This window comes from Pseudacidovorax sp. RU35E, from assembly GCF_900156165.1.
Lineage (GTDB): Bacteria > Pseudomonadota > Gammaproteobacteria > Burkholderiales > Burkholderiaceae_C > Xenophilus.
Map to the genome: position 1 here is coordinate 135,825 of NZ_FTMY01000009.1, position 24,325 is coordinate 160,149.

Sequence of the window (24,325 nt, forward strand, 5' to 3'; positions counted from 1 at the left end):
GCGCCGCGGCGTTGTGGCGGGCGGGGGCGGCTTCCTAGACTGGCCGCGTTCCCCCGAAGACCCGAAGCCAGGAGACACCGCCCCATGAAGATTGCCCGCGTCCACGCCACGCCGCTGAACCTGCCGGTCAGCGTCGGCCATGGCGGCCGCACCAAGACCACCTCGCTCTCGCTGTGCCTGGTCGACATCGAGACCGACGATGGCCGCATCGGCACCGGCATGACCGCCATCACCGAGGAAGAGGCCGTGGCCGCCATCGTCAACGAGGTGGCCGCCCATCACCTGAAGGGGCTGGACCCGCTCAACCACGAGCAGGTGTGGGAGCGGCTCTACTGGCTGCTCACGCCCCGCGGCCAGTCGGGTTATGCCAGCCATGCCATCGCCGCCATCGACCTCGCCCTGTGGGACCTGAAGGGCCAGGCCTTGGGGCAGCCCTGCTGGAAGCTGCTGGGCGGCGCACGCGCCCAGGTGCCGGTGTATGCCACCTTCGGCTTCGCCTTCTACGACCGCGACGAGCTGGCCCAGGCCGCGCGCGACTGGGTGGGCCGCGGCTTCTCGCGCCTGAAGATGACGGTGGGCCACCACGGGCTGGCGCGCCGCGACGAGCCCCGGCCGCTCGACACGCTGATCGCCGAGGACGTGCAGCGCATCCGTGCCGTCCGCGAGGCGGTGGGCCCCGACGTGCAGATCTACATCGACGCCAACTGCAGCCTGGACTATTTCCATGCGCTGTCGCTGGCCCGCCGGGTGGAGGCCTACGACATCGCCTTCTTCGAGGAGCCGGTGACGCAGAACGACATTCCCAACCTGGCCAAGCTGCGGGCCAAGACGGCGATCCCGCTGGCGGCCGGCCAGAACGAGGGCCATGCCAGCCGCTTCCGCGACATGCTGGTGGCGCAGGCGGTGGACGTGGTGCAGCCCAATGCCTGCATCACCGGCGGCTTCACGCAGTGCGCGCGCATCGCCGGCATGGCCGCGGCCTTCAACACGCGCTTTGCCAACGGCGGCGCCTGGCCGCACCACAACATGCACCTGCATGCGGGCCTGGCCAACGGCTCGCTGGTCGAGTACCACTCGGTGGCCGTGGAATGCTGCAAGCAGGTGTTCGACGGCCTGCCCGAGCCGCAGGCCGGCGTGCTCGACCTGCCGCAGGCGCCGGGCCTGGGCTTCGCGCCGAACCGCGAGCGGCTGCGCGAGCTGGCCAAGCGCCCGGGCTCGCGCGGTGCCGGAAAAGCGTGACATGAAGTGCCCTCGCATCGCCAGTTCCCCGAGCGTTCGTTCCCCGTCCCCATACCGGTTCCAGACATGCGGGTGAACCGCGGCGCATCAACCCGTTCGCCCTGAAACCGCGGCGCCCCAAGCCGTTCGCCCTGAGCCTGTCGAAGGGCAGAACGGCGCGCAGCCCAAGTCCGCGCCCGAACAAGAAAAGGAGACAACCATGACGACCCATCCATTGACTCGCCGCCACGCCTTCGCCCTGGCCGCCGCGATGCTGGCCGCCGCGCCGGCCGTGCAGGCGCAGTCCGGAACGTATCCCGAGCGCCCGATCCGCCTGCTGGTCGGCTATTCGGCCGGCGGCGGCGTGGACGCCATGGCCCGGCTGCTCACGCCGCGCCTGTCCACGCTGCTGGGCCAGCAGGTCGTGGTCGAGAACCGGGCGGGCGCCGCCGGCCTGATCGCCGGTGACCTGGCGGCCAAGGCGCCCGCCGACGGCTACACGCTGCTGCTGGGCGACAGCTCCACGCTGATCGCGCAATACATGCAGCCGAAGATGTCCTTCGACCCCATCAAGAGCTTCGTGCCGGTGGCAGGTCTGTTCACGCTGCCGCTGGTCGTCGTGGCGGGCAACGACTTCCCGGCGAAGACGCCGCAGGAGCTGGTGGCCGCCCTCAAGGCGAGGCCCGGCCACTATTCCTTCGCCACCTCGGGCGTGGGCACGGTGCAGCACCTGGGCTTCGAGCTGTTCAAGGGCAAGACCGGCACCTTCGTCACGCACATCCCGTATCGCGGCGCGGCCCAGATCGTGCCGGACGTGATCAGCGGGCAGGTGCCGCTGGGCGTCGTCAGCGCCACCTCGGCCCTGGCGCAGGCCAAGGGCGGACGGCTCAAGGCGCTGGCGGTGATGAGCCCGGTCAAGCTGGCGGGTGCCGAGGACGTGGCGCCGCTGGCGGCGGCGGTGCCGGGCTTCGATGCCGCGCCGCGCGTGTTCCTGCTGGCACCGGCCGGTACGCCCGATGCGGTGGTAGAGCGGCTGGGCAGCGCCGTGCGCACGGTGATGGCTGCGCCCGACCTGGCCCAGGTCGTCGCGCAGCAGGGCGCCGTGCCGGCCTTCGAGCCGCCGGCCGAACTGGGCCGCAGCCTCGTGCAGGAGTCGCAGCGCTGGGGCCAGCTGATCCGCGAGCAGAACATCGTCGCCCAATGAGCCCCCTTGCACCGTCGCCGAGCGGGTTGGCGCGCAGGGCGTGCGCATGAGTGCGCCGGCCGCACTGGCGCGCATGACCTGCGTGGAAGATCTGCGCCAGGTGGCCCGGGCGCGGGTGCCGCGCATGTTCTACGAGTACGTCGATTCGGGCTCCTGGCGCGAATCGACCTACCGCGCCAACGAGCGCGACTTCCAGCAACTACTGCTGCGCCAGCGCGTGGCGCGGGACATCTCGCAGCGCACCGTCGCCACCACGATGCTCGGCCATCACGTGGCCATGCCGGTGGCGCTGGCGCCGACGGGCCTCACGGGCATGCAGCATGCCGATGGCGAGATCCTGGCCGCGCGCGCCGCACGCGACTTCGGCGTGCCCTTCACGCTCTCGACCATGAGCATCTGCTCGCTGGAGGACGTGGCCGCGCACACCGGGCGGCATCCCTTCTGGTTCCAGCTCTACGTGATGCGCGACCGTACGTTCATCGAGTCGCTGATCGAGCGGGCGAGGGCGGCCAACTGCAGCGCGCTCCAACTCACGCTCGACTTGCCGGTGATGGGGCAGCGCCATGCCGACATCCGCAACGGCCTGTCGGTGCCGCCGCGGCCCACGCTGCGCAACCTGCTGGACCTGGCCCTGCGCACGCGCTGGTGCCTGGGCATGCTGGGCACGCGGCGGCGCAGCTTCGGCAACATCGTGGGCCATGTGAAGGGCGTGGACGACATGGCCTCGCTGGCCGCCTGGACCAACGCCCAGTTCGATCCCACGCTGTCGTGGGCGGACGTGGAATGGATCAAGCGCCGCTGGGGCGGGCCGCTGGTGCTCAAGGGCATCCTCGACGCGGAGGATGCTCGCCGGGCCGTGGACTGCGGCGCGGATGCGATCGTGGTCTCCAACCATGGTGGCCGGCAGCTGGACGGGGCGCCCTCCGCCATCCGCGCGCTGCCGGCCATTGCCGATGCCGTGGGGCTGGAGATCGAGGTCTGGCTCGACAGCGGCGTGCGCAGCGGCCAGGACGTGCTCAAGGCCCGGGCGCTGGGCGCCCGCGGCACCATGATCGGTCGCGCCTTCCTCTATGGGCTGGGGGCCTTCGGCGAGGCGGGCGTCATGCGGGTGCTGCAGATCATCCGGCGCGAGCTGGACCTGACCATGGCCTTCTGCGGCCGCACGCACATCGACGATGTGGATGCGTCGATCCTGCTCGGACCGCAGCGTGGCGGCCCTTGGGACTGAGGGCCGGCACGCCGGCGAGCAGGGGCCGGGTCAGAGCCCCAGCGTGTCGAACTGCGCGTAGACCTGCGCCAGCCAGCCCTTGACGCGCTGGCGCTCCAGCAGGCCCAACGCCTCGGGGCCGGTCTTGTCGTTGACGGCCTTCCAGAAGCTCGTGTTGTTGGCGTCGATCTTGCGCATCGTCGCTTCCTGCAGGCGGGGCAGGGTGATGAACTGGGCGCCGTGCTCGCGGGCCTTGATCTGCGCGGGCGAGCCTTCCAGCGTCGAGAAGTCGCTGCCGCGGCCCTGGTTCTGCACCACCACGTACCGGGCACGGGTGCCGTAGGTATCGACCAGGCGACCCAGCATGTCGGTGGAGTCGCGGCCATCGTCCATCACGTGCCAGAACACGACCGGGATCTCCAGCTCGTCGAACACCTCGAAGAGCTGCGATTCGGCGATCCAGCGCGCCAGCGGCGCCTGCGTCTGCGCGGCCAGGTCGACGATCACGCTGCGCTCGGGGTGCTCCTCGAAGCCGTTGACCACCGTGTCGAGTCCCTCGAAGCTGTCCACCGCCACAGGCGAGGCGAAGCCCTCGTAGAAGCGGGTGAAGGAGTTGTGCGAACGGTCGGTGTCGAAGCCGATGAAGGGGCGGCTGCGGTCGATGAAGTACTGGGCCAGCAGGCGCGAGGTGACGGACTTGCCGACGCCGCCTTTTTCGCCACCGATGAAGTTCAGGGTGCTCATGTGCAGGAGGGGAGATGGTGGAGAAGTTGCGCGCCGCGCGGCGCGGAGGCCGGGTTTGCACGGGTTGCGCGGCTCATTCTAGAAAGTGGTCCGTGTCTGCGGTGTGCAAAGACGGCCTGCCCGAAGGGTCGGCACCGGCCCGCCTCAGCGCGGCACCATCGCCAGCAGCGGCCCCAGGTTGCCCATCAGCCAGTTCTGGCTGAAGTCCAGCGCGGCGCGGCGGTATTTCTCGTCGGCCTGGGCGGCCAGCAGATCGAGCCGCGCCACCACCTTCGACAGCTCCCGGTCCACCAGCAGGTTGCGGCCGCGCTCGCTGATCTCGGTGGACAGCAGCAGGGGCTGGCCGTCGGTGCCGGTGCGCGAGGTCAGCAGCCAAAGCGAGATCTCGAAGTTGCGTGCGGCGCGGAAGGCGTTCTCGGCGCTGACGCCGTCGATCATGGTCTGCCGCCAGGTGTCGCCGTTGGCCTGCTTGAGCATGGCGGACCAGCCGTTCACGAGCGCGGCCACGCGGTCGCCCGCATAGGTCTCGGGCGGTGCGAAGGCCAGACGCACGGCGTCGATGCCGGTGGCGCCGCGCAGCCAGGGCAGGGGGCGCTCCTGGTCGATGGCCTGCCAGGTGCGGGCCACGGCGTCGTCGGCGCTGGTGGCCCATTTGCGCCATTCACGTGGGTTGCGGCGGTACAGCGACAGCTGCACGCGGCGCACGGACTCCAGGTTGTCGCGCAGCGCCAGGTTGGCCACGCGGTTGGCGCCGGACTCCATCCATTCGCCCTGCGTGTAGGGCTCGGCGCGCTGGGTGTCGTGGAACATTCCGCAGCCGGCGAGCAGGGCGCAGGCACCGATCAGGCCGGGCAGCAGCAGGGGCCGCGCGTGCATGGGCGCGAGGGAAGCGGGCAGGGGAAGGCGCATGGGTGCACGTTATCATCCTGCCCTTGCGCGGCAAGGCACGGCCTGCGCACTTTCTCCTTGAATATCAACATCTTGGCCTTGCTGCCCGTCTGCGGTGCGTCTCAACTCCATCAAGCTTTCCGGGTTCAAGTCCTTCGCTGAGCCGACCAACTTCATGCTCCCGGGCCAGCTGGTGGGCGTGGTGGGCCCCAACGGCTGCGGCAAGTCCAACATCATGGACGCGGTGCGCTGGGTGCTGGGCGAGTCGCGCGCCTCCGAGCTGCGCGGCGAGTCCATGCAGGACGTGATCTTCAACGGCACCACCAGCCGCAAGCAGGCCAGCCGGGCCAGCGTGGAGCTGGTGTTCGACAACGCCGACCACCGCGCCGGCGGCCAGTGGAGCCAGTTCACCGAGATCGCGGTCAAGCGCGTGCTCACGCGCGACGGCAACAGCAGCTACTTCATCAACAACCAGCCGGTACGTCGCCGCGACGTGCAGGACGTGTTCCTGGGCACCGGCCTGGGCCCGCGGGCCTACGCCATCATCGGCCAGGGCACGATCAGCCGGATCATCGAGTCCAAGCCCGAGGAACTGCGGCTCTTCCTCGAAGAGGCCGCTGGCGTCTCCAAGTACAAGGAGCGCCGCCGCGAGACCGAGAACCGTCTGTCGGACACGCGCGAGAACCTGACCCGGGTAGAGGACATCCTGCGCGAACTCAACGCCAACCTCGAGAAGCTGGAGAAGCAGGCCGAGGTGGCGGCGCGCTACAACCAGCTGCAGGCCGAGGCCACGCGCAAGCAGCACCAGCTGTGGTTCCTCAAGCGCGCCGATGCCGAGGCCGACCAGCTGCGCGTGCAGGCCGAGGGCCGCCAGGCCGTCAACGACCTCGAATCGCGCATGGCCGACCTGCGCCACATCGAGGCCGAGCTGGAGACCATCCGCCAGGCCCACTACGGCGCCGGCGACCAGGTCAACCAGGCCCAGGGCAAGCTCTACGAGGCCAGTGCCGAGGTGGGCCGGCTGGAGGGCGAGATCCGCTACGTGGTCGAAGGCCGCCAGCGCGTGCAGCAGCGCCTGGCCCAGCTGGCCGAGCAGATCCAGCAATGGGACACCCGCCGCGCCGATGCCGAGGTCGAGCTGGAGAACCTGGCCGGCGCCGGCATGGACGCCGAGGAGCAGGCCGCCATCCTGGCCGCGCAGCTGGAAGAGCAGGAAGCCCGCCTGCCCGAGCTGGAAGACGCCCGCCAGCGCGCGCAGGAGACGGCCAACGGTCAGCGCGGCGCGGTGGTGCAGGTGCAGCAGCAGATCCAGGTGCTGGCCGCCGACCAGCGCAACATCGACGACCAGGTGCGCCAGCTCGCTCAGCGCAGCGATCGCCTGCGTGCCGACCGGCAGGCGCTGAACGCACCCGACGAGGCGAAGCTGGACGCGCTGCGCGAGGAATTCGCCATGGCCGAAGAAGCCGCCAGCGAATCCGAGGCGCGCCTGATGGACCTGCAGGAGCGCGTGCCGCAGCTGGACGACGACCGCCGCGCCCGCCAGCAGGCCGTCAACACCGAAGGCGCGCGCCAGGCCGAACTGTCCGCCCGGCTGGAGGCGCTGCGTGCCCTGCAGGAGAAGGTCAAGACCGACGGCAAGCTGCGCCCCTGGCTCGCCAAGCACGGTCTCGATGGCCTGCAAGGCCTGTGGAGCCGCCTGCATGTGGAGCCGGGCTGGGAGGCCGCCCTCGAAGCCGCGCTCCGCGACCGCATGGGTGCACTCGAGATTTCCCGCCTGGAGATGGCCCGCGCCTTCGCCAACGACGCGCCGCCGGCCAAGCTCAGCTTCTACACGCCACCCGCCGCGCCGGCCGCCTCTATGCCTGCCGTCATGCCCCGCCTCGCGGACCTGCTGCGGCTGCATGACGCCGGCCTGCAGTCGCTCCTGGCCGACTGGCTGCATGGCTGCTTCACCGCCGCCAGCCTGGACGAAGCGCTGGCCGCCCGCGAGCGACTCCAGCCCGGCGAGGCCATCTACGTGGCGGCCGGCCACGTCGTCACGCGCCACAGCGTCGGCCTCTATGCGCAGGACTCCGAACAGTCCGGCCTGCTGGCCCGCCAGCAGGAGATGGAGAACCTGGAGCGCGAACTGCGCGCCCAGGCCCTGATCGCCGAGGAGGCCCGCACCGCCCTCGTGCGGGCCGAAAGCGCCTATGGCGAGGCCGCCGGCCGCCTGGTCGGCGCACGACGCGAGGCCGACCAGACCCGCGCCCGCGCCCATGAATTGCAGGTCGAGACGCTGCGTCTGTCGCAGCAGGCCGAGCAGGCCCGCGCCCGCAGCGAACAACTCAATGCTGATCTGGGCGAGGTCGAGGCCCAGCTTGAAGAATTGCAGGAGCGCCGCGTCGCCGCCGAGGCCCGCTTCGAGGAGCTGGACCTGCAGCTGGCCGACAGCCAGGAGCGCCATGCCGAGCTGGAAGAGCGGGTGATCGAGGCCAGCCGCAAGCTGGACGCCGCCCGCGAGCAGCACCGCAGCCTGGAGCGGCAGGTGCAGGAATCCACCTTCTCCCAGCGCACGCTGGAGGCGCGCCGCGCCGAACTCGGCCGCGGCATCGACACCGCCCGCCAGCAGACCGTGGCGCTGGCCGACGAGCGCGAGCGGGCCGAGGGCGAACTGGCCCGCCTGTCGGACGCCGCTGCGCAGGCCGGCCTGCAGGACGCCCTCGACCTCAAGGCCGAGCGTGAGGCCGCGCTGGGCGCCATGCGCAGCCAGTACGACGACCTGACGCAGAAGCTGCGCGCCAGCGACGAGCGACGGCTGCAGATCGAGCGCGCGCTCGACCCGCTGCGCCAGCGCATCACCGAGATGCAGCTCAAGGAACAGGCCGCGCGCCTGGGCCTGGAGCAGTACGAGCAGTTGCTGACAGACGCACAGGCCGACCGCGAGGCCATCGCCGCCTCCATCGAGGCCGACAAGGTGCGCCTGGCCGGGCTGCAGGGCGAGATCGACCGCCTGCACCGCGAGGTGGCCGGCCTGGGCGCCGTCAACCTGGCGGCGCTGGACGAACTCACCAGCGCCCGCGAGCGCAAGACCTTCCTCGACGCCCAGTCGGCCGACCTGAACGAGGCCATCACCACGCTGGAAGACGCCATCCGCAAGATCGATGGCGAGACGCGCGAACTGCTGGGCGGCACCTTCAACACCGTCAACGAGCACTTCAGCCGCATGTTCCCGGAGCTGTTCGGCGGCGGCAACGCGCGGCTGATCATGACCGGCGACGAGATCCTGGATGCGGGCGTTCAGGTCATGGCCCAGCCGCCCGGCAAGAAGAACCAGACCATCCACCTGCTCTCGGGCGGCGAGAAGGCGCTGACGGCCATCGCGCTGGTGTTCGCCATCTTCCAGCTCAACCCCGCGCCCTTCTGCCTGCTGGACGAGGTGGACGCGCCGCTGGACGATGCCAACACCGAGCGTTACGCCCGGCTGGTGTCGGCCATGAGCCGGGGCACGCAGTTCCTCTTCATCAGCCACAACAAGATCGCGATGGAGATGGCGCAGCAGCTGATCGGCGTGACCATGCAGGAGCAGGGCGTCTCGCGCATCGTGGCGGTGGACATGGAATCCGCCGCCGGCATGGCCGAAGTCGGCTGACGCGCAGGCACGTCCGCGCCCCTTACAACAAGAACACGGAAGAGCAATCCCAATGAGCAATCTCACGATCGCGGTGGCCATCGCCGGCGGCCTGGTGCTGGCGGCCCTGATCGCCTACAACACCTGGACGCTGCGCCGCAACGCCCCCCGCCAGCCGGAGGGCGACGGCCCGCATTCCGGCCTGGCGCCGCTGGACGGGGCCCAGGGCGGGCCGGACGATCCGGTGCTGCATGTGGACCCGAACGACGTGCATTCGGCCGACCGGCATGAGCCCTTGTTCGATCCGGACCTGCCGCCGCCCACCGGCCAGCCCGGCGCCGCGGCCCTGATGGGCAACCGCCGCGGCGGGCTCGACCCGCTGATCGACGTGATCGCGCCGGTGGTGCTGGAAGGGCTGGTTTCGGGTGCCGCCGTGCTCGCCGCCATGCCGTCCACGCGCCGCGCCGGCAGCAAGCCCATCGCCGTCGAGGGGCTGCGCGACGGTGCGGCCGAGTGGGAACCGCCCGCGTCCAGCGCCCGCTACCGCGCATTGCAGATCGGCGTGCAGTTGGCCAACCGCACCGGCGCCCTCAACGAGATCGAGTATTCGGAGTTCGTGGTCAAGGCCCAGGCCTTCGCCGATGCGCTCAATGGCGCGCCCGAGTTCCCCGAGATGCTGGACGAAGTGGCCCGCGCCCGCGAGCTGGACCAGTTCGCCAGTGCGCACGACGCGCAACTGGCCTTCGTGCTGCGCGCTCGCCATGCCGCCTGGAGCCCCGGCTACGTGCAGCAGAACGCCGCGCGCCTGGGCTTCGTGCCCGGCATGCTGCCCGGCCGCATGGTGCTGCCGAACAGCGATGCCGGCGCGCCGCCGGTGCTTGGTCTCGTCTTCGACACCCAGGCGGCTCTGGCCGACGACCCGGCGCAATCTGCCATCCGCGAGTTGATGCTGAGCCTGGACGTGCCGCAGGTCGACCGCGCGCTGGAGCCCTTCGCCCGCATGCGCGAGATCGCCGAGGCCCTGGCACGCGAGATGGACGGCGTGGTCACCGACAGCGATGGCCAGCCCCTGCGCACCGAGACGCTGGATGCCATCGGCCAGGATCTGGAACAGCTCTACGACACGCTGGACGGCCGCGAGCTGTCCGCCGGCTCGGCGCTGGCGCGCCGCCTGTTCTCCTGATCCGCACACCGACCGCGATGACCGACACCGTTCCCGCAGCGGTGGCCCAGGAGGCCGCCGAGCTGCGCATGGCGCTGAACCATCACGCGCACCAGTACTACGTGCTGGATGCGCCGCAGATCCCCGACGCCGAATACGACCGGCTGTTCCGCCGTCTCTCCGAGCTGGAAGAGGCGCATCCGGCGTTGCGCACCCCCGATTCGCCCACCCAGCGCGTGGGCGGCGCGGTGCTGCCCTTCTTCGCCAAGGTGCGGCATCAGGTGCCGATGCTGTCCATCCGCACCGAGACCGACATCGAGGCCACCGGCGCCGAAGCCTTCGACGCCCGCGTGCGCCGCGAACTGGGCCTGGCGGCCGATGCGCCGGCCGTCGAGTACGTCGCCGAACTCAAGTTCGACGGTCTGGCCATCAACCTGCGCTACGAGAACGGCACGCTGGTGCAGGCCGCGACCCGCGGCGACGGCGAGGTGGGCGAGGACGTGACGCAGAACATCCGCACCATCGGCCAGATTCCCTTGAAGCTGCCGAAGGACGCGCCGCCCGTCCTGGAAGTGCGCGGCGAGGTCTACATGAAGCGGGCCGACTTCGACCGCCTCAACGAACGGCAGCGCCAGAAGATCGAGGCCGGCCAGAAGAACGAGAAGACCTACGTCAACCCGCGCAATGCCGCGGCCGGCGCGGTGCGCCAGCTCGACCCCGCCATCGCGCGGCAGCGGCCGCTGTCCTTCTTCGCCTATGGCTGGGGCGAGGTCACCCCAGTGGCGCAGGGCGGGCCGGACTTCGGCACGCAATACCAGGCGCTGCTGACGCTGCGCTCCTGGGGCTTTCCGGTGTCTGACCGCACGCAGGTCTGCAACGGCCCGCAGGAGTTGGCCGAGTTCCACCGCCAGATCGGCGCGCTGCGCGACCAGTTGCCCTTCGACATCGACGGCGTGGTCTACAAGGTGAACAGCCTGGCGCTCCAGCGGCAGTTGGGGTTTGTCTCGCGCGAGCCGCGCTGGGCCGTGGCCCACAAGTACCCGGCGCAGGAGCAGATGACCCGCATGCTGGGCATTGATGTGCAGGTGGGTCGTACCGGCAAGCTGACGCCGGTGGCGCGGCTGGACCCGGTGTTCGTCGGCGGCACCACCGTCTCCAATGCCACGCTGCACAACCTGTTCGAGCTGCGGCGCAAGGAATTGCGCGTGGGCGACATGGTCGTCATCCGCCGCGCCGGCGATGTGATTCCCGAGGTGGTCGGCCGCGTGCCGCCGGCCGGCGTGGCGAAGGCGCGCGCCGAAGGCACGGCCAGCGAGGCGGCCATCGACCAGGCAGTGGGCGAGGGCGAGAGCCACCGCCTGCCCCCACGTGACCCCTACGTGCCCAACTTCCGCATGCCGCGGCAATGTCCGATCTGCGGCAGCGCCGTGGTGCGGGAGAAGGGCGAGGTCAACCACCGCTGCTCGGGCGGACTCTTCTGCGGGGCACAGCGCAAGCAGGCAATCCTGCACTACGCGCAGCGTAGGGCGGTGGACATCGAGGGCCTGGGCGAGAAGCTGGTCGACCAGCTGGTGGACGCCGGCATCGTCAAGACGTTGCCCGACCTCTACCGCATCGGCCTGACCGCGCTGGCGGCGCTGGACCGCATGGCCGAGAAGTCCGCGCAGAACGTGCTCGAAGGGCTGGAAGCCTCCAAGACGACCACGCTGCCGCGTTTCCTGTACGGCCTGGGCATCCGGCATGTGGGCGAGACCACGGCCAAGGACCTGGCGCGCCACTTCGGCCGGCTGGACGGCATCATGGACGCGAGCGCGGAGCAGCTGCTGGAGGTGAACGACGTCGGCCCCATCGTGGCCGAGGCCATCCACACCTTCTTCGCCCAGCCCCACAACCGCGAGGTGATCGAGCAGCTGCGGGCCTGCGGCGTGCAGTGGCCGGAAGGCGATCCCGCGCCACGTGCGGCGCTGCCTCTGGCGGGCAAGACCTTCGTCATCACAGGCACGCTGCCTACGCTCTCGCGCGAGGACGCGAAGGAAAAGCTGGAGGCGGCTGGCGCCAAGGTGGCTGGCTCGGTCAGCAAGAAGACGCACTATGTGGTGGCCGGGGAGGCTGCCGGCAGCAAGCTCGACAAGGCGCGCGAGCTGGGCGTCGAGGTGCTGGACGAGGCAGGCATGCTTGCGCTGTTGGCAGCGGCCTGACGGCAGTCCGATTGCTACGGTCCGTGCGCTGACTCTTACGGGGCGTTACCCGTGTAAAGGGAGTCCCTCGTCGGCATCCGGGCTCCAACCGCGTTGAACATCCATGGCTGCGGCCACGAGGACAAACGATGACGAAGAACTTCAGACGTGGTGGGGCTCGCGCTTTGGCGCTGGGTGTGGCAATCCTGCTGGGTGGCTGCGCCGCCTATGACGCTCCGGGCTATGCCACCAGCTATCCGGGCTACCAGACCTATCCGCAACCGGCTTATCCGGCCTATCCCGCGCAACCGTATTACGGCCAGCCGGCCGTGGTGCCCGGCGGCTATGTCGGTGTCGATGTGTACCGAGAGCCCAGTCCGCGCTACTGGGGCAGCCGGCCGGTGGCACCTGCTGCCTATCCGCCGGGGTACTACGGCGGAAGGCCCGGCTGGAACGACCGTGACCGTGGCCGCGATTGGGATCGGGATCGCAGCGACCGGGGCAATCGGGGTTGGCGCGGTGCGCCGCCGCCCCAGGCTCAATTGCCGGGCGCCGTGCCGGTGGTGCCCGTCGTGCCTCCGCGGGGCCCTGGTGCTGGCGGCGGTGGTCGTGGCCAGGGCGGCGTGCCCTTCGTGGATCCGCGCGTGGGCAGCGGCACGGTCATTCCGGTGCCGCGGCAGGATTCCGGCAACACGCCTTGACCGAGCTTGCGGGCTGATGGCGACCGAGCAGCGAAGACCGTTCGGAAAGACCGCTGCATCGGCAGAATCGGCCCATGACCATCCGGCGAATCCTCAAGATGGGCGACCCGCGGCTGCTGCGCATCGCCCAACCCGTCACCGCCTTCGACACCGACGAACTGCATCTGCTCGTGCGCGACATGTTCGAGACCATGCGCGCCGTCAATGGCGCCGGACTCGCGGCGCCCCAGATCGGCGTCGATCTGCAACTGGTGATATTCGGCACCGACGCGCCCAACCCGCGCTATCCGGATGCCCCCGTCGTTCCCCGTACCGTGCTGCTCAATCCGGTGATCGAGCCATTGGGCGACGAGGAGGAAGAAGGTTGGGAGGGCTGTCTGTCAGTGCCTGGGCTGCGCGGCGTGGTGCCACGCTGGAAGCACATCCGCTACCAAGGTTTCGACCCTTACGGCGATCCGATCCAGCGCGAAGCCGAGGGCTTTCATGCCCGGGTGGTGCAGCACGAATGCGACCACCTGATCGGCAAGCTCTATCCGATGAGAGTGCGGGACTTCACCCGCTTCGGTTTTACCGAGGTGCTGTTTCCCGGCCTTGACGCTTCGGACGACGACTGAGACACGTGCGGGTCTGACGATCGCCCACGGCAGCCGGCAAGGCAGCTCAGCAGACCGGTGGCACCGACCTCAGTTGAAGCGTCCGCCAGCGCCGATGCGGCCGCCGCCGATCATCGAGATGGTCAGTGCCGCCGCCAGGAACATGCCCTGCAGTTCCAGCGCCCAGCCGCCGTTGGCGCTGAACTTGCCCAGGTCGCCCATGTGGACCAGCCAGATGGCGACCACCATGTTGATGGCGATCACCAGCGCTGCGGGACGCGTCAAAAAGCCGACGATCAGCAGCGCCGGAGCCACGATCTCGCCCACGTAGACCAGGTTCGCGAGGATGCCCGGCACACCATGCGAGGCCAGCATGTGGCCGATGCCGTCGACCCCCTTGGGCAGTTTGGCGATGCCGTGCAGCAGGATCAGCACGCCCAGGGTGGCGCGCAGGAGGAACTTGCCGATGTCGTCGGTACGGTTCATGGACGGTAGGGTGAAAGGAAGTTGGGAGAGGAGGCCACACAGCGGCCAAGAGCGCGGAATGGTAGCCGCGCCGATCGGTCAGGGCTGCACCACCTCGAGCAGCCGGTCCAGCCCGCCCGCGTCGATGGCCACCATGGCCTGCTCCCGCACTTTGGGCTTGGCATGGAAGGCCACCGACAACCCCGCTGCGCCCATCATCGGCAGGTCGTTGGCGCCATCGCCGACCGCGATGGTCTGCGACGGCGCAAGGCGCAGCAGCGAGGCCACTTCGAGCAGCGTGCGGCGTTTTTCGGCGCCGTCGCAGATGTCGCCCCAGTCCTGCGCGCGCACCCGTCCGGTGAGCCGGCCGCCATCTTCCTCCAGCAGGTTGGAGCGTGCGAAGTCGATGCCCAGCCGGGCCATCACGCGATCGGCGAAGAAGGTGAAGCCGCCAGACACCAGCAGCACCTTGAGACCCGCCTCGCGGCAGGCGCCCACCAGCTCGGGCGCGCCGGGCGACAGGCGCAGCCGCTGGTCGTAGACCTCCTGCAGCGCGCCCACCGGCACGCCTTCGAGCAGCGCGACGCGGCGGCGCAGGCTTTCCTTGAAGTCCTTGATCTCGCCGCGCATGGTGGCCTCGGTGATGGCCGCGACTTCTGCCTTCTTGCCCACCGCATCGGCGATCTCGTCGATGCATTCGATGGTGATCAGCGTCGAGTCCATGTCGAAGGCGATCAGGCCGAAGTCGGCCAGCTTCAGCGGCCTGGGGATGTGCCGGACGACAAGGCCTGGCGAGATGGATGGCGTGGGAACGGCGACAGTCATGACGTCGATTTTCTCATCGCGATCCGTGGGCGCCGGGCTTGCGTCGCAACGGGCTGCGACGGACCTCGCCGCGATGCTGCAGGACGCGGTGGCTTACTGCGGCACCAATCCCGCTGCCTTCACCAACTGCGCGTGCAGCTTGATGTCCGCGGCGATGATGCGCTGCAGCTCCTCGGGCGAGCTAGGCGCCACCTCGATCCCGTTGGTGGCCAGCTTGGCCTTGAGGTCTGCATCCAGTGCGGCGCGCACGGCTGCGTTCAGCTGGTCGATGAGGGGCTTGGGCGTGCGGGCCGGCGCCAGGATGCCCACCCAGGCCGAGAGATTCAGGTCGGGGATGCCGCTTTCGGCCATGGTCGGCACATTGGGCAGCACGGGCGAGCGCTGCGGGCTCAGCACGCCCAGTGCGAACAGCTTGCCCGCCTGCACATGCGGCAGCGCCTCGGGCATGACGGCGAACATGCCGTCCACGCTGCCGGCCAGCGTGTCGTTGATGGCCGGCGCGCCACCCTTGTAGGGCACGTGGAGCATCTTCGCGCCGGTGCGGGTCTCGAACATGAGCGCACCCAGGTGCTGGGGGCTGCCGTCGCCCGACGATGCGTAGGTGAGCTTGCCCGGCTCCGCTTTGGCGGCGGCGAGGAATGCCGCGACCGTGGGGTACTTGGCCTTGTCCTTCACGATCAGCACCATGGGCTGGTTCACCAGTCGCGAGATCGGCGCGAAGTCGGCTTCGGGGTCGTAGGGCAGGGTCTTGAAGACGCTCTTGTTGGTCGTGAGGAAAGAGGCGGGAGAGACGGTGAGCGTGTAGCCGTCCGGCGCCGCGCGGGCCACCGCAGGCATGCCGATCTGCCCCGACGCACCGGCACGGTTGTCCACGACGAAGGGCTGGCCGAGCGCCGCGCCGAGCTTCTGGCTCACCTCGCGCGCGATCATGTCCGCGCTGCCGCCCGCGGGCAGGCCCACGATGACCTTCACCGGCCGGTCGGGGTACCGGGGCTGCGCAAATGCCTGGCCGCTGGCGGCCAGCGTGCCCAGTGCGCCCGTGAACATCAGGGCTTGTCGTCGGGTGTGCATCGCTTCTCTCTCCGTTGCGTTTTGGAACGGTGAGTTTTAGCAAGCCCTGTGCCGATGCAAGCTTTCGCGCAGCCGACCCGGCGGACGAAAGCGACGGGCCACGCGACTCCTTCAGGGCTCGGAGCGACCCAGGCGCCCCTCAGGCCGCCACTGCCTCGGTCTTCGGCTGGCCCAGCGAGCGCAGCACGTCGCGCACCATCTGCGCCCGGTCCTTCGGGTCCGTCAGCTCGCGCTCGATGCGCAGCTTGTCGTTGCCCGCCAGCTTGATGTGCTTGTTCTTCTGGATCAGCCCGATGATGGCCATCGGGTCGATGGGCGGGTTGGGCTTGAAGCTGATGTTGATCACGCCCGGCGCCGCGTCCACCTTGGTCACGCCGTAGGGCCGCGCCAACACGCGCAGACGGTGCACGTCGATCAGCGTCTGCGTCTGCGGCGGCAGCTTGCCGAAGCGGTCCACCAGCTCTTCGAGCAGGGTGTCGATCTGGTCCGTCGTCTTGGCCGTGGCCAGCTTCTTGTAGAAGGACAGGCGCAGGTGCACGTCGCCGCAATAGTCGTCGGGCAGCAGTGCGGGGGCATGCAGGTTGATCTCGGTGGTGGCCGACAGCGGCGCCAGCAGGTCGGGCTCCTTGCCGGCCTTGAGCGAGGCCACGGCCTCGGCCAGCATCTCGTTGTAGAGCTGGAAGCCGATCTCCATCATGTTGCCGCTCTGGTGCTCGCCCAGCACCTCGCCGGCGCCGCGGATCTCCAGGTCGTGCATGGCCAGGTAGAAGCCGGAGCCCAGCTCTTCCATGGCCTGGATGGCATCCAGCCGCTGGGCCGCCTGCTTGGTCAGGCCCTCGATGTCCGGCACCATGAGATAGGCATAGGCCTGGTGGTGGCTGCGGCCCACGCGGCCGCGCAGCTGGTGCAACTGCGCCAGGCCGAACTTGTCGGCCCGGCTGATGACGATGGTGTTGGCACTGGGCACGTCGATGCCGGTCTCGATGATGGTCGAGCACAGCAGCAGGTTGAAGCGCTGGCCGACGAAGTCGCGCATCACGCGTTCCAGCTCGCGCTCGGGCATCTGGCCGTGGGCCACGGCGATGCGCGCCTCGGGCAGGATCTCCTGCAGCTTCTGGCGCCGGTTCTCGATGGTCTCGACCTCGTTGTGCAGGAAGTAAACCTGCCCGCCGCGTTTCAATTCGCGCAGCACGGCCTCGCGGATCACGCCGGTGCCCTCGTTGCGCACGAAGGTCTTGATGGCCAGGCGCCGCTGCGGCGCGGTGGCGATGACCGACAGGTCGCGCAGGCCCTCCAGCGCCATGCCCAGCGTGCGCGGGATGGGCGTGGCGGTGAGTGTCAGCACGTCCACCTCGGCGCGCATGGCTTTCATCGCCTCCTTGTGGCGCACGCCGAAGCGGTGCTCCTCGTCGATGATGAGCAGGCCCAGGTTCTTGAACTTGACGCTCTCGGAAAGCAGCTTGTGCGTGCCGACGACGATGTCGACGCTGCCGTCGGCCAGGCCCTTGGCAGCGGCCGAGATCTCCTTGGCGGAGCGGAAGCGGCTCATCTCGGCCACCTTGACAGGCCACTTGGAGAAGCGGTCCACCAGCGTCTGGTAGTGCTGCTCGGCCAGCAGCGTGGTGGGCGCCAGGAAGGCCACCTGCTTGCCGCCGGTGATGGCCACGAAGGCCGCCCGCAGCGCCACCTCGGTCTTGCCGAAGCCCACGTCGCCGCAGACCAGCCGGTCCATCGGCTGGGGCGAGATCATGTCCTGGATCACGGCATGGATCGCCGCTTTCTGGTCGGCCGTCTCCTCGAAGCCGAAGTCGTTGGCGAAGACCTCGTAGTCCGCTGCCTGGAAGCGGAAGGCATGGCCCTCGCGCGCGGCGCGGCGGGCGTAGATGTTGAGCAGCTCGGCCGCGGCGTCGCGCACCTGCTCGGCGGCCTTGCGCTTGGCCTTGTCCCACTGGCCGCTGCCCAGCTTGTGCAGCGGCGCCTCGTCGGCGCTGACGCCGGTGTAGCGGCTGATCAGGTGCAGCTGGCTCACCGGCACGTAGAGCGTGGCCTTGTCGGCGTACTCCAGGTGCAGGAATTCCTGCAGCAGTGGCTTGCCGTCCGGCCCCACGCCCTGGCCCAGGTCCATGTTGACCAGGCCCTGGTAGCGGCCGATGCCGTGCGCGCTGTGCACGACCGGGTCGCCCAGGGCGAGTTCAGAGAGGTCCTTGATCAGCGCGTCGACGTCGCTCGTGGCCTCCTGCCGGTTGTTGCGGCGCCGGCCGCTGCCGGTGCCGGTGGCGAAGAGCTCGGTCTCGGTGACGAAGTCGATGCCGGCCTCGTTCCAGGCAAAGCCGGCGGCCAGCGCGGCGGTGGCGATGCCGATCTTCTCGGTCGCGTCGGCCTCGAATTCGGCCAGGGTGTCGAAGGCTGGCGGGCTGACACCGCTGGCGCGCAGGAAGTCCAGCAGGCTCTCGCGCCGGCCGGCCGTTTCGGCCAGCAGCAGCACGCGGTGGCGCGTGGCCTGGATGTGTTCCTTGAGGCGGGCGAGGGGGTCGTCCGCGCCGCGCACGGCGGCCATCGGGGGCAGCAGCGCGAATTCGGGGAAGGCTTCGACAGGCTCAGCCTGAGCGGATGAGGCCCGCAGCGACAGTTGCCGGTGCGGCTTAGTCTGTCCGTAGAACTGCTCGGCATTGAGGAACAGCGCCTCGGGCGGCAGCACCGGTCGCTCCGGGTCGCCGTGGGCCAGGCGGTAGCGCTCGCGCGTGTCCTGCCAGAAATGCTGGAAGGCGGCCTCCAGGTCGCCGTGCAGCACCAGCGTGACGGAGGAGGGCGCATCGCCGTCCCGGCGTTCCGCACCGGCGCCGGCCAGGTAGTCGAACACCGTGGCCGTCTGGTCGAAGAACAGCGGCAGGTAGTACTCGATCCCGGCGGTGGCGACGCCGTTGCCCATGTCCTTGTAGATGCGGCTCTTGGTCGGGTCGCCTTCGAGCAGTTCGCGCCAGCGGCTGCGGAAATGCGCGCGGGCGTCGTCGTCCATCGGGAACTCGCGGCCGGGCAGCAGGCGCACCTCGGGCACGGGGTACAGGCTGCGCTGGCTGTCGGGGTCGAAGGTGCGGATCGAATCGATTTCGTCGTCGAACAGGTCGACGCGGAAGGGCTGCGGCGAACCCATCGGAAACAGGTCGATCAGTCCGCCGCGCACCGCGTATTCGCCGGGGCTCACCACCTGCGTCACATGGCTGTAGCCCGCCAGCGTGAGCTGGGCCTTCAGGCGCGCCTCGTCCAGCTTCTGCTTGGTGCGGAAGTGGAAGGTATAGCCCGCCATGAATCCTGGCGGCGCCAGGCGGTAGAGCGCCGTGGTCGCCGGCACCAGCACCACGTCCACCTCCTTCTGCAGGATGCGCCACAGCGTCGCCAGGCGTTCGCTGATCAGGTCCTGGTGCGGCGAAAAGCTGTCGTAGGGCAGCGTCTCCCAGTCCGGGAAGACGGCGCAGCGCAGTTCGGGCGCGAAGAAGGCCAGTTCGTCCGTCAGGCGCTGGGTGTCGGTGGCGTCCGCCGTGAAGATGGCGGTCGTGCGACCGGCCGACTTTTCACGCACTGCCAGCCGAGCGAGCAGCAGTGCATCGCTGGAGGATGGCGGACGGGGAAGGGTGAAGCGTTTGCCGGGGGAGAGGGCGGGCAGGTCCATGCGGGGGCGGCACCAAAGGCAGACCCTCCCGGCCGCGATGGCGGGGAGGGCGAAGCGCGCAATTTTAGAATGCGGGGCTTTTCCCTGGACGGGGCCGGCCCGGTCGCCGTTCCGTCCGCGCAGAACCGGTCGACTCCCCCTCCGGTTCGCGCTGAGCTTGTCCACGTGCCGTGCCCACGGCGCCCCATCCCACCGTTGCCCGTCCCGTTCCCGCCCGCCTCGCCCATGCCCTTGCCGCCGCCGCGCCTGTTCGTGCTCATCCCCTGCGCCGGGACGGGCTCCCGCTCCGGCGCCGCCGGCCCCAAGCAGTACGAGCCGCTGGCAGGACGGCCGCTGGTGGCGCACACGCTGGACGTCTTCCGCGCCCTGGGCGACCGGCTGGCGGCCATCGCGCTGGTGGTGGCGCCCCAGGACGAGCGCATCGCGCAGGTGCTCCCGGGCTTTCCGGGCCCCGGCGAATGGCTGCTGCGTGCCGGCGGCGCGACGCGGGCGCAGAGCGTGGCCCAGGGCCTGGGCGCCCTGCGCGAGCAGGCCGGCGCGCTGCCGCACGACTGGGTGCTGGTGCACGACGCCGCCCGCTGCCTGCTGCAACCCACCCAGGTCGATGCACTCATCGGCGCCTGCGAGCACGACGCCGTCGGTGGCCTGCTGGCGCTGCCGCTGCCGGACACGCTCAAGGCCGCCACGGCCGACGGCCGCGTGGCCGGCACCGTGACCCGCGCCGACAAATGGCTGGCCCAGACGCCCCAGATGTTCCGCATCGGCCTGCTGCAGGAGGCGCTGGCGCGCATGGGCGACGCGGTGACCGACGAATCCAGCGCCATCGAAGGCCTGGGCCTGACGCCACGGCTGGTGCCCGGCAGCGCCCAGAACTTCAAAGTGACCTTCCCCGACGACTTTGCCCTGGCGGCGGCAGTGCTTCAGGCTCGCCGCGCCGGGGCCGACCAATGACGAGCCCGACGACCATGGCCCACGCTGCCGACTTCGACTTTCCCTTCCGCATCGGCGAGGGCTGGGACGTGCACCAGCTGGCCGCTGGCCGCAAGCTCATCCTGGGCGGCGTGGAGGTGCCCCACACCGTCGGCCTGCTGGGCCATTCCGACGCCGATGTGCTGCTGCATGCCATCACCGACGCGCTGCTGGGCGCGGCGGCGCTGGGCGACATCGGCCGGCACTTTCCGGACACCGACCCGCAATTCCGCGGTGCCGATTCGACCGTGCTGCTGGCCGAGGCTGCGCGCCGTGTGCGGTCGCAGGGCTGGGCGATCGGCAACGTGGACAGCACCATCGTGGCCCAGGCGCCCAAGCTGGCGCCGCACATCCCGGCCATGTGCGCCCGCATCGCCGAGGTGCTGGCGCTGGCGCCGGGCCAGGTCAACGTCAAGGCCAAGACGGCCGAGAAGCTCGGCCCCGTGGGCGAGGGCCGGGCGATGGAGGCGCGCGCGGCGGTGATGCTCTACCGCGCGCCTGCCGCGACTGCCGGGATCAGCGGCAGCTGAAGTTCGCCGCGTCTTCGATGCTGCCGCTGCCGTTGTAGCGCGCCTGCTTCGGATAGGCACACAGCGGGCGCGTACGGCCGGGCCAAGTCACGTCCGGGTTCTCGGGCCGGGCGCGGGCCACGATGCGCTCGGGCGGCTGTCCCTTCTCGACCCAGTTCACCAGCGCCGTCAGGCCGTCGTACTGGTCGGTGGCCGGGCCTCCGCTGCAGTGGGCCATGTTGGGCACCGTGAACAGCCGGGCCATGCCGTCGGTGGCAGCCCCGTAGCGCTGGCGCAGCTGGCCGAGGTAGCGCACGGTGTCGGTCACCGAGAACACCGGATCGCTCACGCCATGGAAGAACAGGATCTTGCCGCCATGGCGGGCATAGGCGTCCATGTCGGGCGAGTCGGCGGCCACCATGCGCATGGCGGACTCGCGGAAGGCGCCGTCGGTGGCGTAAACCTTGGCCGTGTCGCGCTGCGGATCGAAGCCCATCGCATAGGCCCAGAAGTCGCTCGTCACGGTGGGCGGCGTGGTGAAGAACATGGCCAGCCCACCGGTCATCAGCGTGAGGTTGCGGGCGTTGGCCGGGCCGCTGGTGGCGTCGCCGAACTTCCAGCGTGTCCAGTCGGCCGAATGCAGGCCGGCGTCGAACACCCAGTCCGAATAGACGGGCTTGCCCTGCGCATCGCGCGCACCGGCGAAGGAGCGCTGCAGCGCCTCGACCTGCGCCGGGCCCAGGCAGGCGTCCGTCTTGGCGCCGGTGCAGCGCAGCACCTCGGGCTTGAACTGGCAGGCCGGCCAGTTGTTGACCATGCCGTCGGCCAGGCCGTCCAGTGCATCGCACTGGCGCAGCACTTCGCGCGTGAGCAGCTTCATGTCGCCGGGCGAGAAGGCCTTGGACAGCACCGGTCGGCCGTCGGGGCCGGGCGGCGCCTGCTCGGCCGCGGCGCGGGCATAGAGCTGCGTGTCGTACACCGCCTGCACCGAGGCCAGCGGCACGCGGTAGGCTGGCGCCGAGGCGATGACGCCGTCGAACATCTCCGGGTAGCGCTGCGTCATCATCATGGCCTGCCGCCCACCGTTGGAGCAGCCCACGAAGTAGGAACGCTGTGGCGCCTGGCCGTAGTGGGCGCGGATCAGCGTCTTGGCCACGCGCGCCGTCTGCGCCATCGAGTTGTAGCCGTTGTCGGCGCGTGCCTGCGGGTCCAGCCCGAACTGGTAGGGGCCGTTGGGGCCAGGCTCGTTGAGGTGGCCGGTGTCGGTGAAGACCACCGCATAGCCCTGCATCAGGGCATTGCTGGTGTTGCCGCCGCCGGTGAGCACGCCGATGGCATCGCGCAGCACGCCGTCGGTGCCGCCGCCGCCCTGGAAGAAGAAGCGGCCGTTCCACTGCGCCGGCAGGCGCAGGTCGAAGCCGATGGCGTAGGACTTGCCGTCCAGGCCGGTGCGCTCGGCGATCCTGCCCTGGACATGGCAGTGGGCGGGCACCGGCGCGGTGGAGCCGGGCGCGCCGGGCTGGATGCCGGTGAGGTTGATGGTGCCGGCGGCGACTTCCTCGGTCAACGTGAGCCGGGCGCCGGGTGGCATGGCCCGCGCGAGCTGGGCGCATGCCAGCGGCGTGGTCGCGGCTTGCGCCGCGGGCGGAGCGTCGCCCGGGCTGGTGCAGGCGCTCAGCAGCGCGGCGGCGCCTGCGGCGGCCAGGCCGAATCCGACAGTGCGGCGCATGGCTCAGTCCGCCTTGAAACCGGTGGCCTGCACGGCCTTGCCCCAGGTCACCGTGTCGGCCGCGATGATGTTGCCGAACTCCTTGGCCGTGGTGCCGGTCACGCTGAAGCCGGCGTCTTCCATGCGCTGCTTGCCGTCGGCGGACTGCATGGCGCGGCGGATGTCGGCCTCCAGCTTGGCCAGCACCTCGGGCGGCGTGCGGCTGGGCGCCACGATGCCGAACCAGGACTGGAACACCAGCTGGCCGTAGCCCTGTTCCTTGAAGGTGGGCACGTCCGGCAGCAGCGCGGCGCGGGTTTCGCCGCTGGCGGCCAGGGCCACCAGCTTGCCGGCCTTGACGTTGGGCGCCGCCAGGCCGACGCTGGCGAAGGCACCGGACACGTCGCCGCTCATCAGGCCGGCCAGTGCGTCGCCGGTGTTGCGGTAGTGCACCGCCTCGGGCTTGACGCCGATGGCGTCGCCGAAGATGTAGGCGCCGAAGTGCCCGGGCGTGCCGGCGCCGAAGGTGCCCATGAACATGCCCTTCTGCTGCCGGCTCCATTCGACGAACTGCTTGACGTCGCGCGCCGGCACCTTCTGCGGGTTGACCACCAGCATGAAGTTGCTGGTGACGACCTGGCTCACGGGCGCGAAGTCCTTCTTCGGGTCGTAGGGCAGCTTGGTGTAGCTGCTGGGCGCGATCGACAGCTGGCCGGTCTCCCCCAGCATGAGGGTGTAGCCGTCGGGCTGGGCGCGTGCGGCCTCGCTGGCGGCGATGGTGCCGCCTGCGCCGGGCTTGTTGTCCACCACCACGCCGACCCCGTTCCAGCCTTCAGACAGCTTCTGGGCGAGCAGGCGCGCGACGATGTCCGGGCCGGTGCCGGCCGGGAAGCCGACGATGAGCCGAACCGGCCGGCTGGGATATGCGGCGGTCTGCGCCTGGGCGCCGGTCCAGGCTGCGGCCAGGGCGGCCGTGGCGGCGAGCAAGCGGAAGGATGTGCGGAATCGGGTCATGAAAGTCTCCTTGGAAATGTTCTGGGCGAGGAATCGCAGCGATGCGCGGGGTCGATGGCCAGGCCTTGCGAGCGGCTGGGGCCGGATGGGATTTCAGTTCAGCACGAAGAAGCGCATGGCGACCTGGGCGGGATGCCGCACGCCGCTGCCGACGAACAGCCGCTGCGTGATCCAGCGCAGCGCGGGCGAATCGGTCTCGAAGCTCGGCGTGCAGCGGAAGTACACCTCCGACGGCTGCACCGGCTCGCCGCGCATCAGGCGGGCCATCACCTCGGGCGCCGCAGCGCGCACAGCGTGGTTCTGCACGTAGATCAGGTCGCCGGCGTCGGTCTCCATGCCGTAGCGGGCATCGAGCACCGAGCAGCCTTCGGTGGCGAAGAGCTGAAAGTCGGCTCCGCCCGGCAGCACCCGTGCCGTCCAGCCGTCACCGTGGGCCGTGCCGCCGAGGATCGGCACCACCCGGCGCAGGCCCTGCGCGCCGCGGCCGAGCACCAGCGGCTGGCCCACGTCCACGGCCACGTCGGCAAAGTGCGCCAGACTGGGCGCTGCGAGGGGATCGTTGTCGGACATCATCATTTCGCTAGCGTAAGTCC

General features: G+C 70.1%; 19 protein-coding genes. 10 read left to right on the plus strand and 9 right to left on the minus strand.

The window, feature by feature from the left end:
• Positions 1-84: 84 nt before the first annotated feature.
• From BXA03_RS17335 to BXA03_RS17345, 3 genes are all read left to right on the plus strand, one after another.
• A complete protein-coding gene (locus tag BXA03_RS17335; RefSeq protein ID WP_076510118.1) occupies positions 85-1,239 on the plus strand; it encodes a mandelate racemase/muconate lactonizing enzyme family protein in 1,155 nt (384 codons plus the stop codon).
• Positions 1,240-1,438: 199 nt separating this feature from the next.
• Entirely contained in the window at positions 1,439-2,422 is a 984-nt protein-coding gene (locus tag BXA03_RS17340) for a Bug family tripartite tricarboxylate transporter substrate binding protein (protein ID WP_076510120.1), read from the plus strand.
• 46 nt (positions 2,423-2,468) lie between these two features.
• On the plus strand, positions 2,469-3,650 hold the full coding sequence (locus BXA03_RS17345) for an alpha-hydroxy acid oxidase (protein ID WP_076510122.1): 1,182 nt from the start codon (positions 2,469-2,471) through the stop codon (positions 3,648-3,650).
• 30 nt (positions 3,651-3,680) lie between these two features.
• Here the strand turns inward: BXA03_RS17345 and BXA03_RS17350 are convergent, their stop codons facing one another.
• Together BXA03_RS17350 and BXA03_RS17355 are read right to left on the minus strand one after the other, a co-directional pair.
• Positions 3,681-4,373: a P-loop NTPase family protein gene (locus tag BXA03_RS17350; RefSeq protein ID WP_076510124.1), complete on the minus strand. Its 693-nt coding sequence runs from the start codon at positions 4,371-4,373 to the stop codon at positions 3,681-3,683.
• A gap of 144 nt (positions 4,374-4,517) precedes the next feature.
• Positions 4,518-5,249 (minus strand): hypothetical protein, encoded by a 732-nt coding sequence (locus BXA03_RS17355; protein WP_234983725.1) that lies wholly within the window; start codon positions 5,247-5,249, stop codon positions 4,518-4,520.
• A 127-nt stretch (positions 5,250-5,376) separates the two neighbouring features.
• Here BXA03_RS17355 and smc point away from each other — a divergent pair, with 127 nt between their 5' ends.
• From smc to def, 5 genes are all read left to right on the plus strand, one after another.
• Positions 5,377-8,892, plus strand: coding sequence for a chromosome segregation protein SMC (smc, locus tag BXA03_RS17360; protein WP_076510128.1), 3,516 nt, complete (start codon positions 5,377-5,379; stop codon positions 8,890-8,892).
• 52 nt (positions 8,893-8,944) lie between these two features.
• The gene (locus BXA03_RS17365) at positions 8,945-10,054 is read left to right on the plus strand and encodes a cell division protein ZipA C-terminal FtsZ-binding domain-containing protein (RefSeq protein ID WP_076510130.1); all 1,110 of its coding nucleotides are present in this window, start codon (positions 8,945-8,947) and stop codon (positions 10,052-10,054) included.
• A 17-nt stretch (positions 10,055-10,071) separates the two neighbouring features.
• Positions 10,072-12,231, plus strand: a complete 2,160-nt coding sequence (gene ligA, locus BXA03_RS17370; RefSeq protein WP_076510132.1) for an NAD-dependent DNA ligase LigA — start codon at positions 10,072-10,074, stop codon at positions 12,229-12,231.
• Positions 12,232-12,359: 128 nt separating this feature from the next.
• Positions 12,360-12,911: a hypothetical protein gene (locus tag BXA03_RS17375; protein WP_143476350.1), complete on the plus strand. Its 552-nt coding sequence runs from the start codon at positions 12,360-12,362 to the stop codon at positions 12,909-12,911.
• A 74-nt stretch (positions 12,912-12,985) separates the two neighbouring features.
• Positions 12,986-13,525, plus strand: coding sequence for a peptide deformylase (gene def, locus BXA03_RS17380; protein ID WP_076510136.1), 540 nt, complete (start codon positions 12,986-12,988; stop codon positions 13,523-13,525).
• A gap of 69 nt (positions 13,526-13,594) precedes the next feature.
• Here the strand turns inward: def and BXA03_RS17385 are convergent, their stop codons facing one another.
• The 4 genes from BXA03_RS17385 to mfd all read right to left on the minus strand — a co-directional run bounded on the left by BXA03_RS17385 (position 13,595) and on the right by mfd (position 19,532).
• The gene (locus tag BXA03_RS17385) at positions 13,595-13,990 is read right to left on the minus strand and encodes a DoxX family protein (RefSeq protein ID WP_076510138.1); all 396 of its coding nucleotides are present in this window, start codon (positions 13,988-13,990) and stop codon (positions 13,595-13,597) included.
• Between the two features lie 78 nt (positions 13,991-14,068).
• Positions 14,069-14,794 carry a phosphoserine phosphatase SerB gene (serB, locus tag BXA03_RS17390; RefSeq protein WP_076510140.1) on the minus strand — a complete coding sequence of 242 codons (726 nt, stop codon included), beginning with the start codon at positions 14,792-14,794 and terminating at the stop codon, positions 14,069-14,071.
• A 93-nt stretch (positions 14,795-14,887) separates the two neighbouring features.
• Positions 14,888-15,865 (minus strand): Bug family tripartite tricarboxylate transporter substrate binding protein, encoded by a 978-nt coding sequence (locus BXA03_RS17395; protein ID WP_076510142.1) that lies wholly within the window; start codon positions 15,863-15,865, stop codon positions 14,888-14,890.
• 139 nt (positions 15,866-16,004) lie between these two features.
• Positions 16,005-19,532 (minus strand): transcription-repair coupling factor, encoded by a 3,528-nt coding sequence (gene mfd, locus BXA03_RS17400; RefSeq protein WP_076510144.1) that lies wholly within the window; start codon positions 19,530-19,532, stop codon positions 16,005-16,007.
• 225 nt (positions 19,533-19,757) lie between these two features.
• Between mfd and ispD the strand changes: the two genes are divergently transcribed.
• Together ispD and ispF are read left to right on the plus strand one after the other, a co-directional pair.
• The gene (gene ispD, locus BXA03_RS17405; protein WP_076510145.1) at positions 19,758-20,483 is read left to right on the plus strand and encodes a 2-C-methyl-D-erythritol 4-phosphate cytidylyltransferase; all 726 of its coding nucleotides are present in this window, start codon (positions 19,758-19,760) and stop codon (positions 20,481-20,483) included.
• 14 nt (positions 20,484-20,497) lie between these two features.
• The gene (gene ispF, locus BXA03_RS17410) at positions 20,498-21,031 is read left to right on the plus strand and encodes a 2-C-methyl-D-erythritol 2,4-cyclodiphosphate synthase (protein ID WP_076510147.1); all 534 of its coding nucleotides are present in this window, start codon (positions 20,498-20,500) and stop codon (positions 21,029-21,031) included.
• Here the strand turns inward: ispF and BXA03_RS17415 are convergent.
• The 3 genes from BXA03_RS17415 to BXA03_RS17425 all read right to left on the minus strand — a co-directional run bounded on the left by BXA03_RS17415 (position 21,018) and on the right by BXA03_RS17425 (position 24,302).
• Positions 21,018-22,739 (minus strand): tannase/feruloyl esterase family alpha/beta hydrolase, encoded by a 1,722-nt coding sequence (locus BXA03_RS17415; RefSeq protein ID WP_076510149.1) that lies wholly within the window; start codon positions 22,737-22,739, stop codon positions 21,018-21,020. The genes ispF and BXA03_RS17415 overlap by 14 nt on opposite strands.
• Positions 22,740-22,742: 3 nt before the next feature.
• On the minus strand, positions 22,743-23,732 hold the full coding sequence (locus BXA03_RS17420) for a Bug family tripartite tricarboxylate transporter substrate binding protein (RefSeq protein WP_083716151.1): 990 nt from the start codon (positions 23,730-23,732) through the stop codon (positions 22,743-22,745).
• A 93-nt stretch (positions 23,733-23,825) separates the two neighbouring features.
• Complete coding sequence (locus tag BXA03_RS17425) at positions 23,826-24,302, minus strand: DUF3237 domain-containing protein (protein WP_076510429.1); 477 nt, start codon at positions 24,300-24,302, stop codon at positions 23,826-23,828.
• Between the last annotated feature and the right edge of the window lie 23 nt (positions 24,303-24,325).

Coding starts and splice junctions, on each gene's coding strand:
- def (WP_076510136.1), top strand. CDS start 12,986: ATGACCATCCGGCGAATCCTCAAGATGGGCGACCCGCGGCTGCTGCGC.
- ligA (WP_076510132.1), top strand. CDS start 10,072: ATGACCGACACCGTTCCCGCAGCGGTGGCCCAGGAGGCCGCCGAGCTG.
- BXA03_RS17335 (WP_076510118.1), top strand. CDS start 85: ATGAAGATTGCCCGCGTCCACGCCACGCCGCTGAACCTGCCGGTCAGC.
- BXA03_RS17365 (WP_076510130.1), top strand. CDS start 8,945: ATGAGCAATCTCACGATCGCGGTGGCCATCGCCGGCGGCCTGGTGCTG.
- BXA03_RS17340 (WP_076510120.1), top strand. CDS start 1,439: ATGACGACCCATCCATTGACTCGCCGCCACGCCTTCGCCCTGGCCGCC.
- BXA03_RS17415 (WP_076510149.1), bottom strand. CDS start 22,739: ATGCGCCGCACTGTCGGATTCGGCCTGGCCGCCGCAGGCGCCGCCGCG.
- BXA03_RS17355 (WP_234983725.1), bottom strand. CDS start 5,249: ATGCACGCGCGGCCCCTGCTGCTGCCCGGCCTGATCGGTGCCTGCGCC.
- BXA03_RS17385 (WP_076510138.1), bottom strand. CDS start 13,990: ATGAACCGTACCGACGACATCGGCAAGTTCCTCCTGCGCGCCACCCTG.
- BXA03_RS17395 (WP_076510142.1), bottom strand. CDS start 15,865: ATGCACACCCGACGACAAGCCCTGATGTTCACGGGCGCACTGGGCACG.
- BXA03_RS17420 (WP_083716151.1), bottom strand. CDS start 23,732: ATGACCCGATTCCGCACATCCTTCCGCTTGCTCGCCGCCACGGCCGCC.
- ispF (WP_076510147.1), top strand. CDS start 20,498: ATGGCCCACGCTGCCGACTTCGACTTTCCCTTCCGCATCGGCGAGGGC.
- ispD (WP_076510145.1), top strand. CDS start 19,758: ATGCCCTTGCCGCCGCCGCGCCTGTTCGTGCTCATCCCCTGCGCCGGG.
- BXA03_RS17375 (WP_143476350.1), top strand. CDS start 12,360: ATGACGAAGAACTTCAGACGTGGTGGGGCTCGCGCTTTGGCGCTGGGT.
- BXA03_RS17345 (WP_076510122.1), top strand. CDS start 2,469: ATGAGTGCGCCGGCCGCACTGGCGCGCATGACCTGCGTGGAAGATCTG.
- serB (WP_076510140.1), bottom strand. CDS start 14,794: ATGACTGTCGCCGTTCCCACGCCATCCATCTCGCCAGGCCTTGTCGTC.
- mfd (WP_076510144.1), bottom strand. CDS start 19,532: ATGGACCTGCCCGCCCTCTCCCCCGGCAAACGCTTCACCCTTCCCCGT.
- BXA03_RS17350 (WP_076510124.1), bottom strand. CDS start 4,373: ATGAGCACCCTGAACTTCATCGGTGGCGAAAAAGGCGGCGTCGGCAAG.
- BXA03_RS17425 (WP_076510429.1), bottom strand. CDS start 24,302: ATGTCCGACAACGATCCCCTCGCAGCGCCCAGTCTGGCGCACTTTGCC.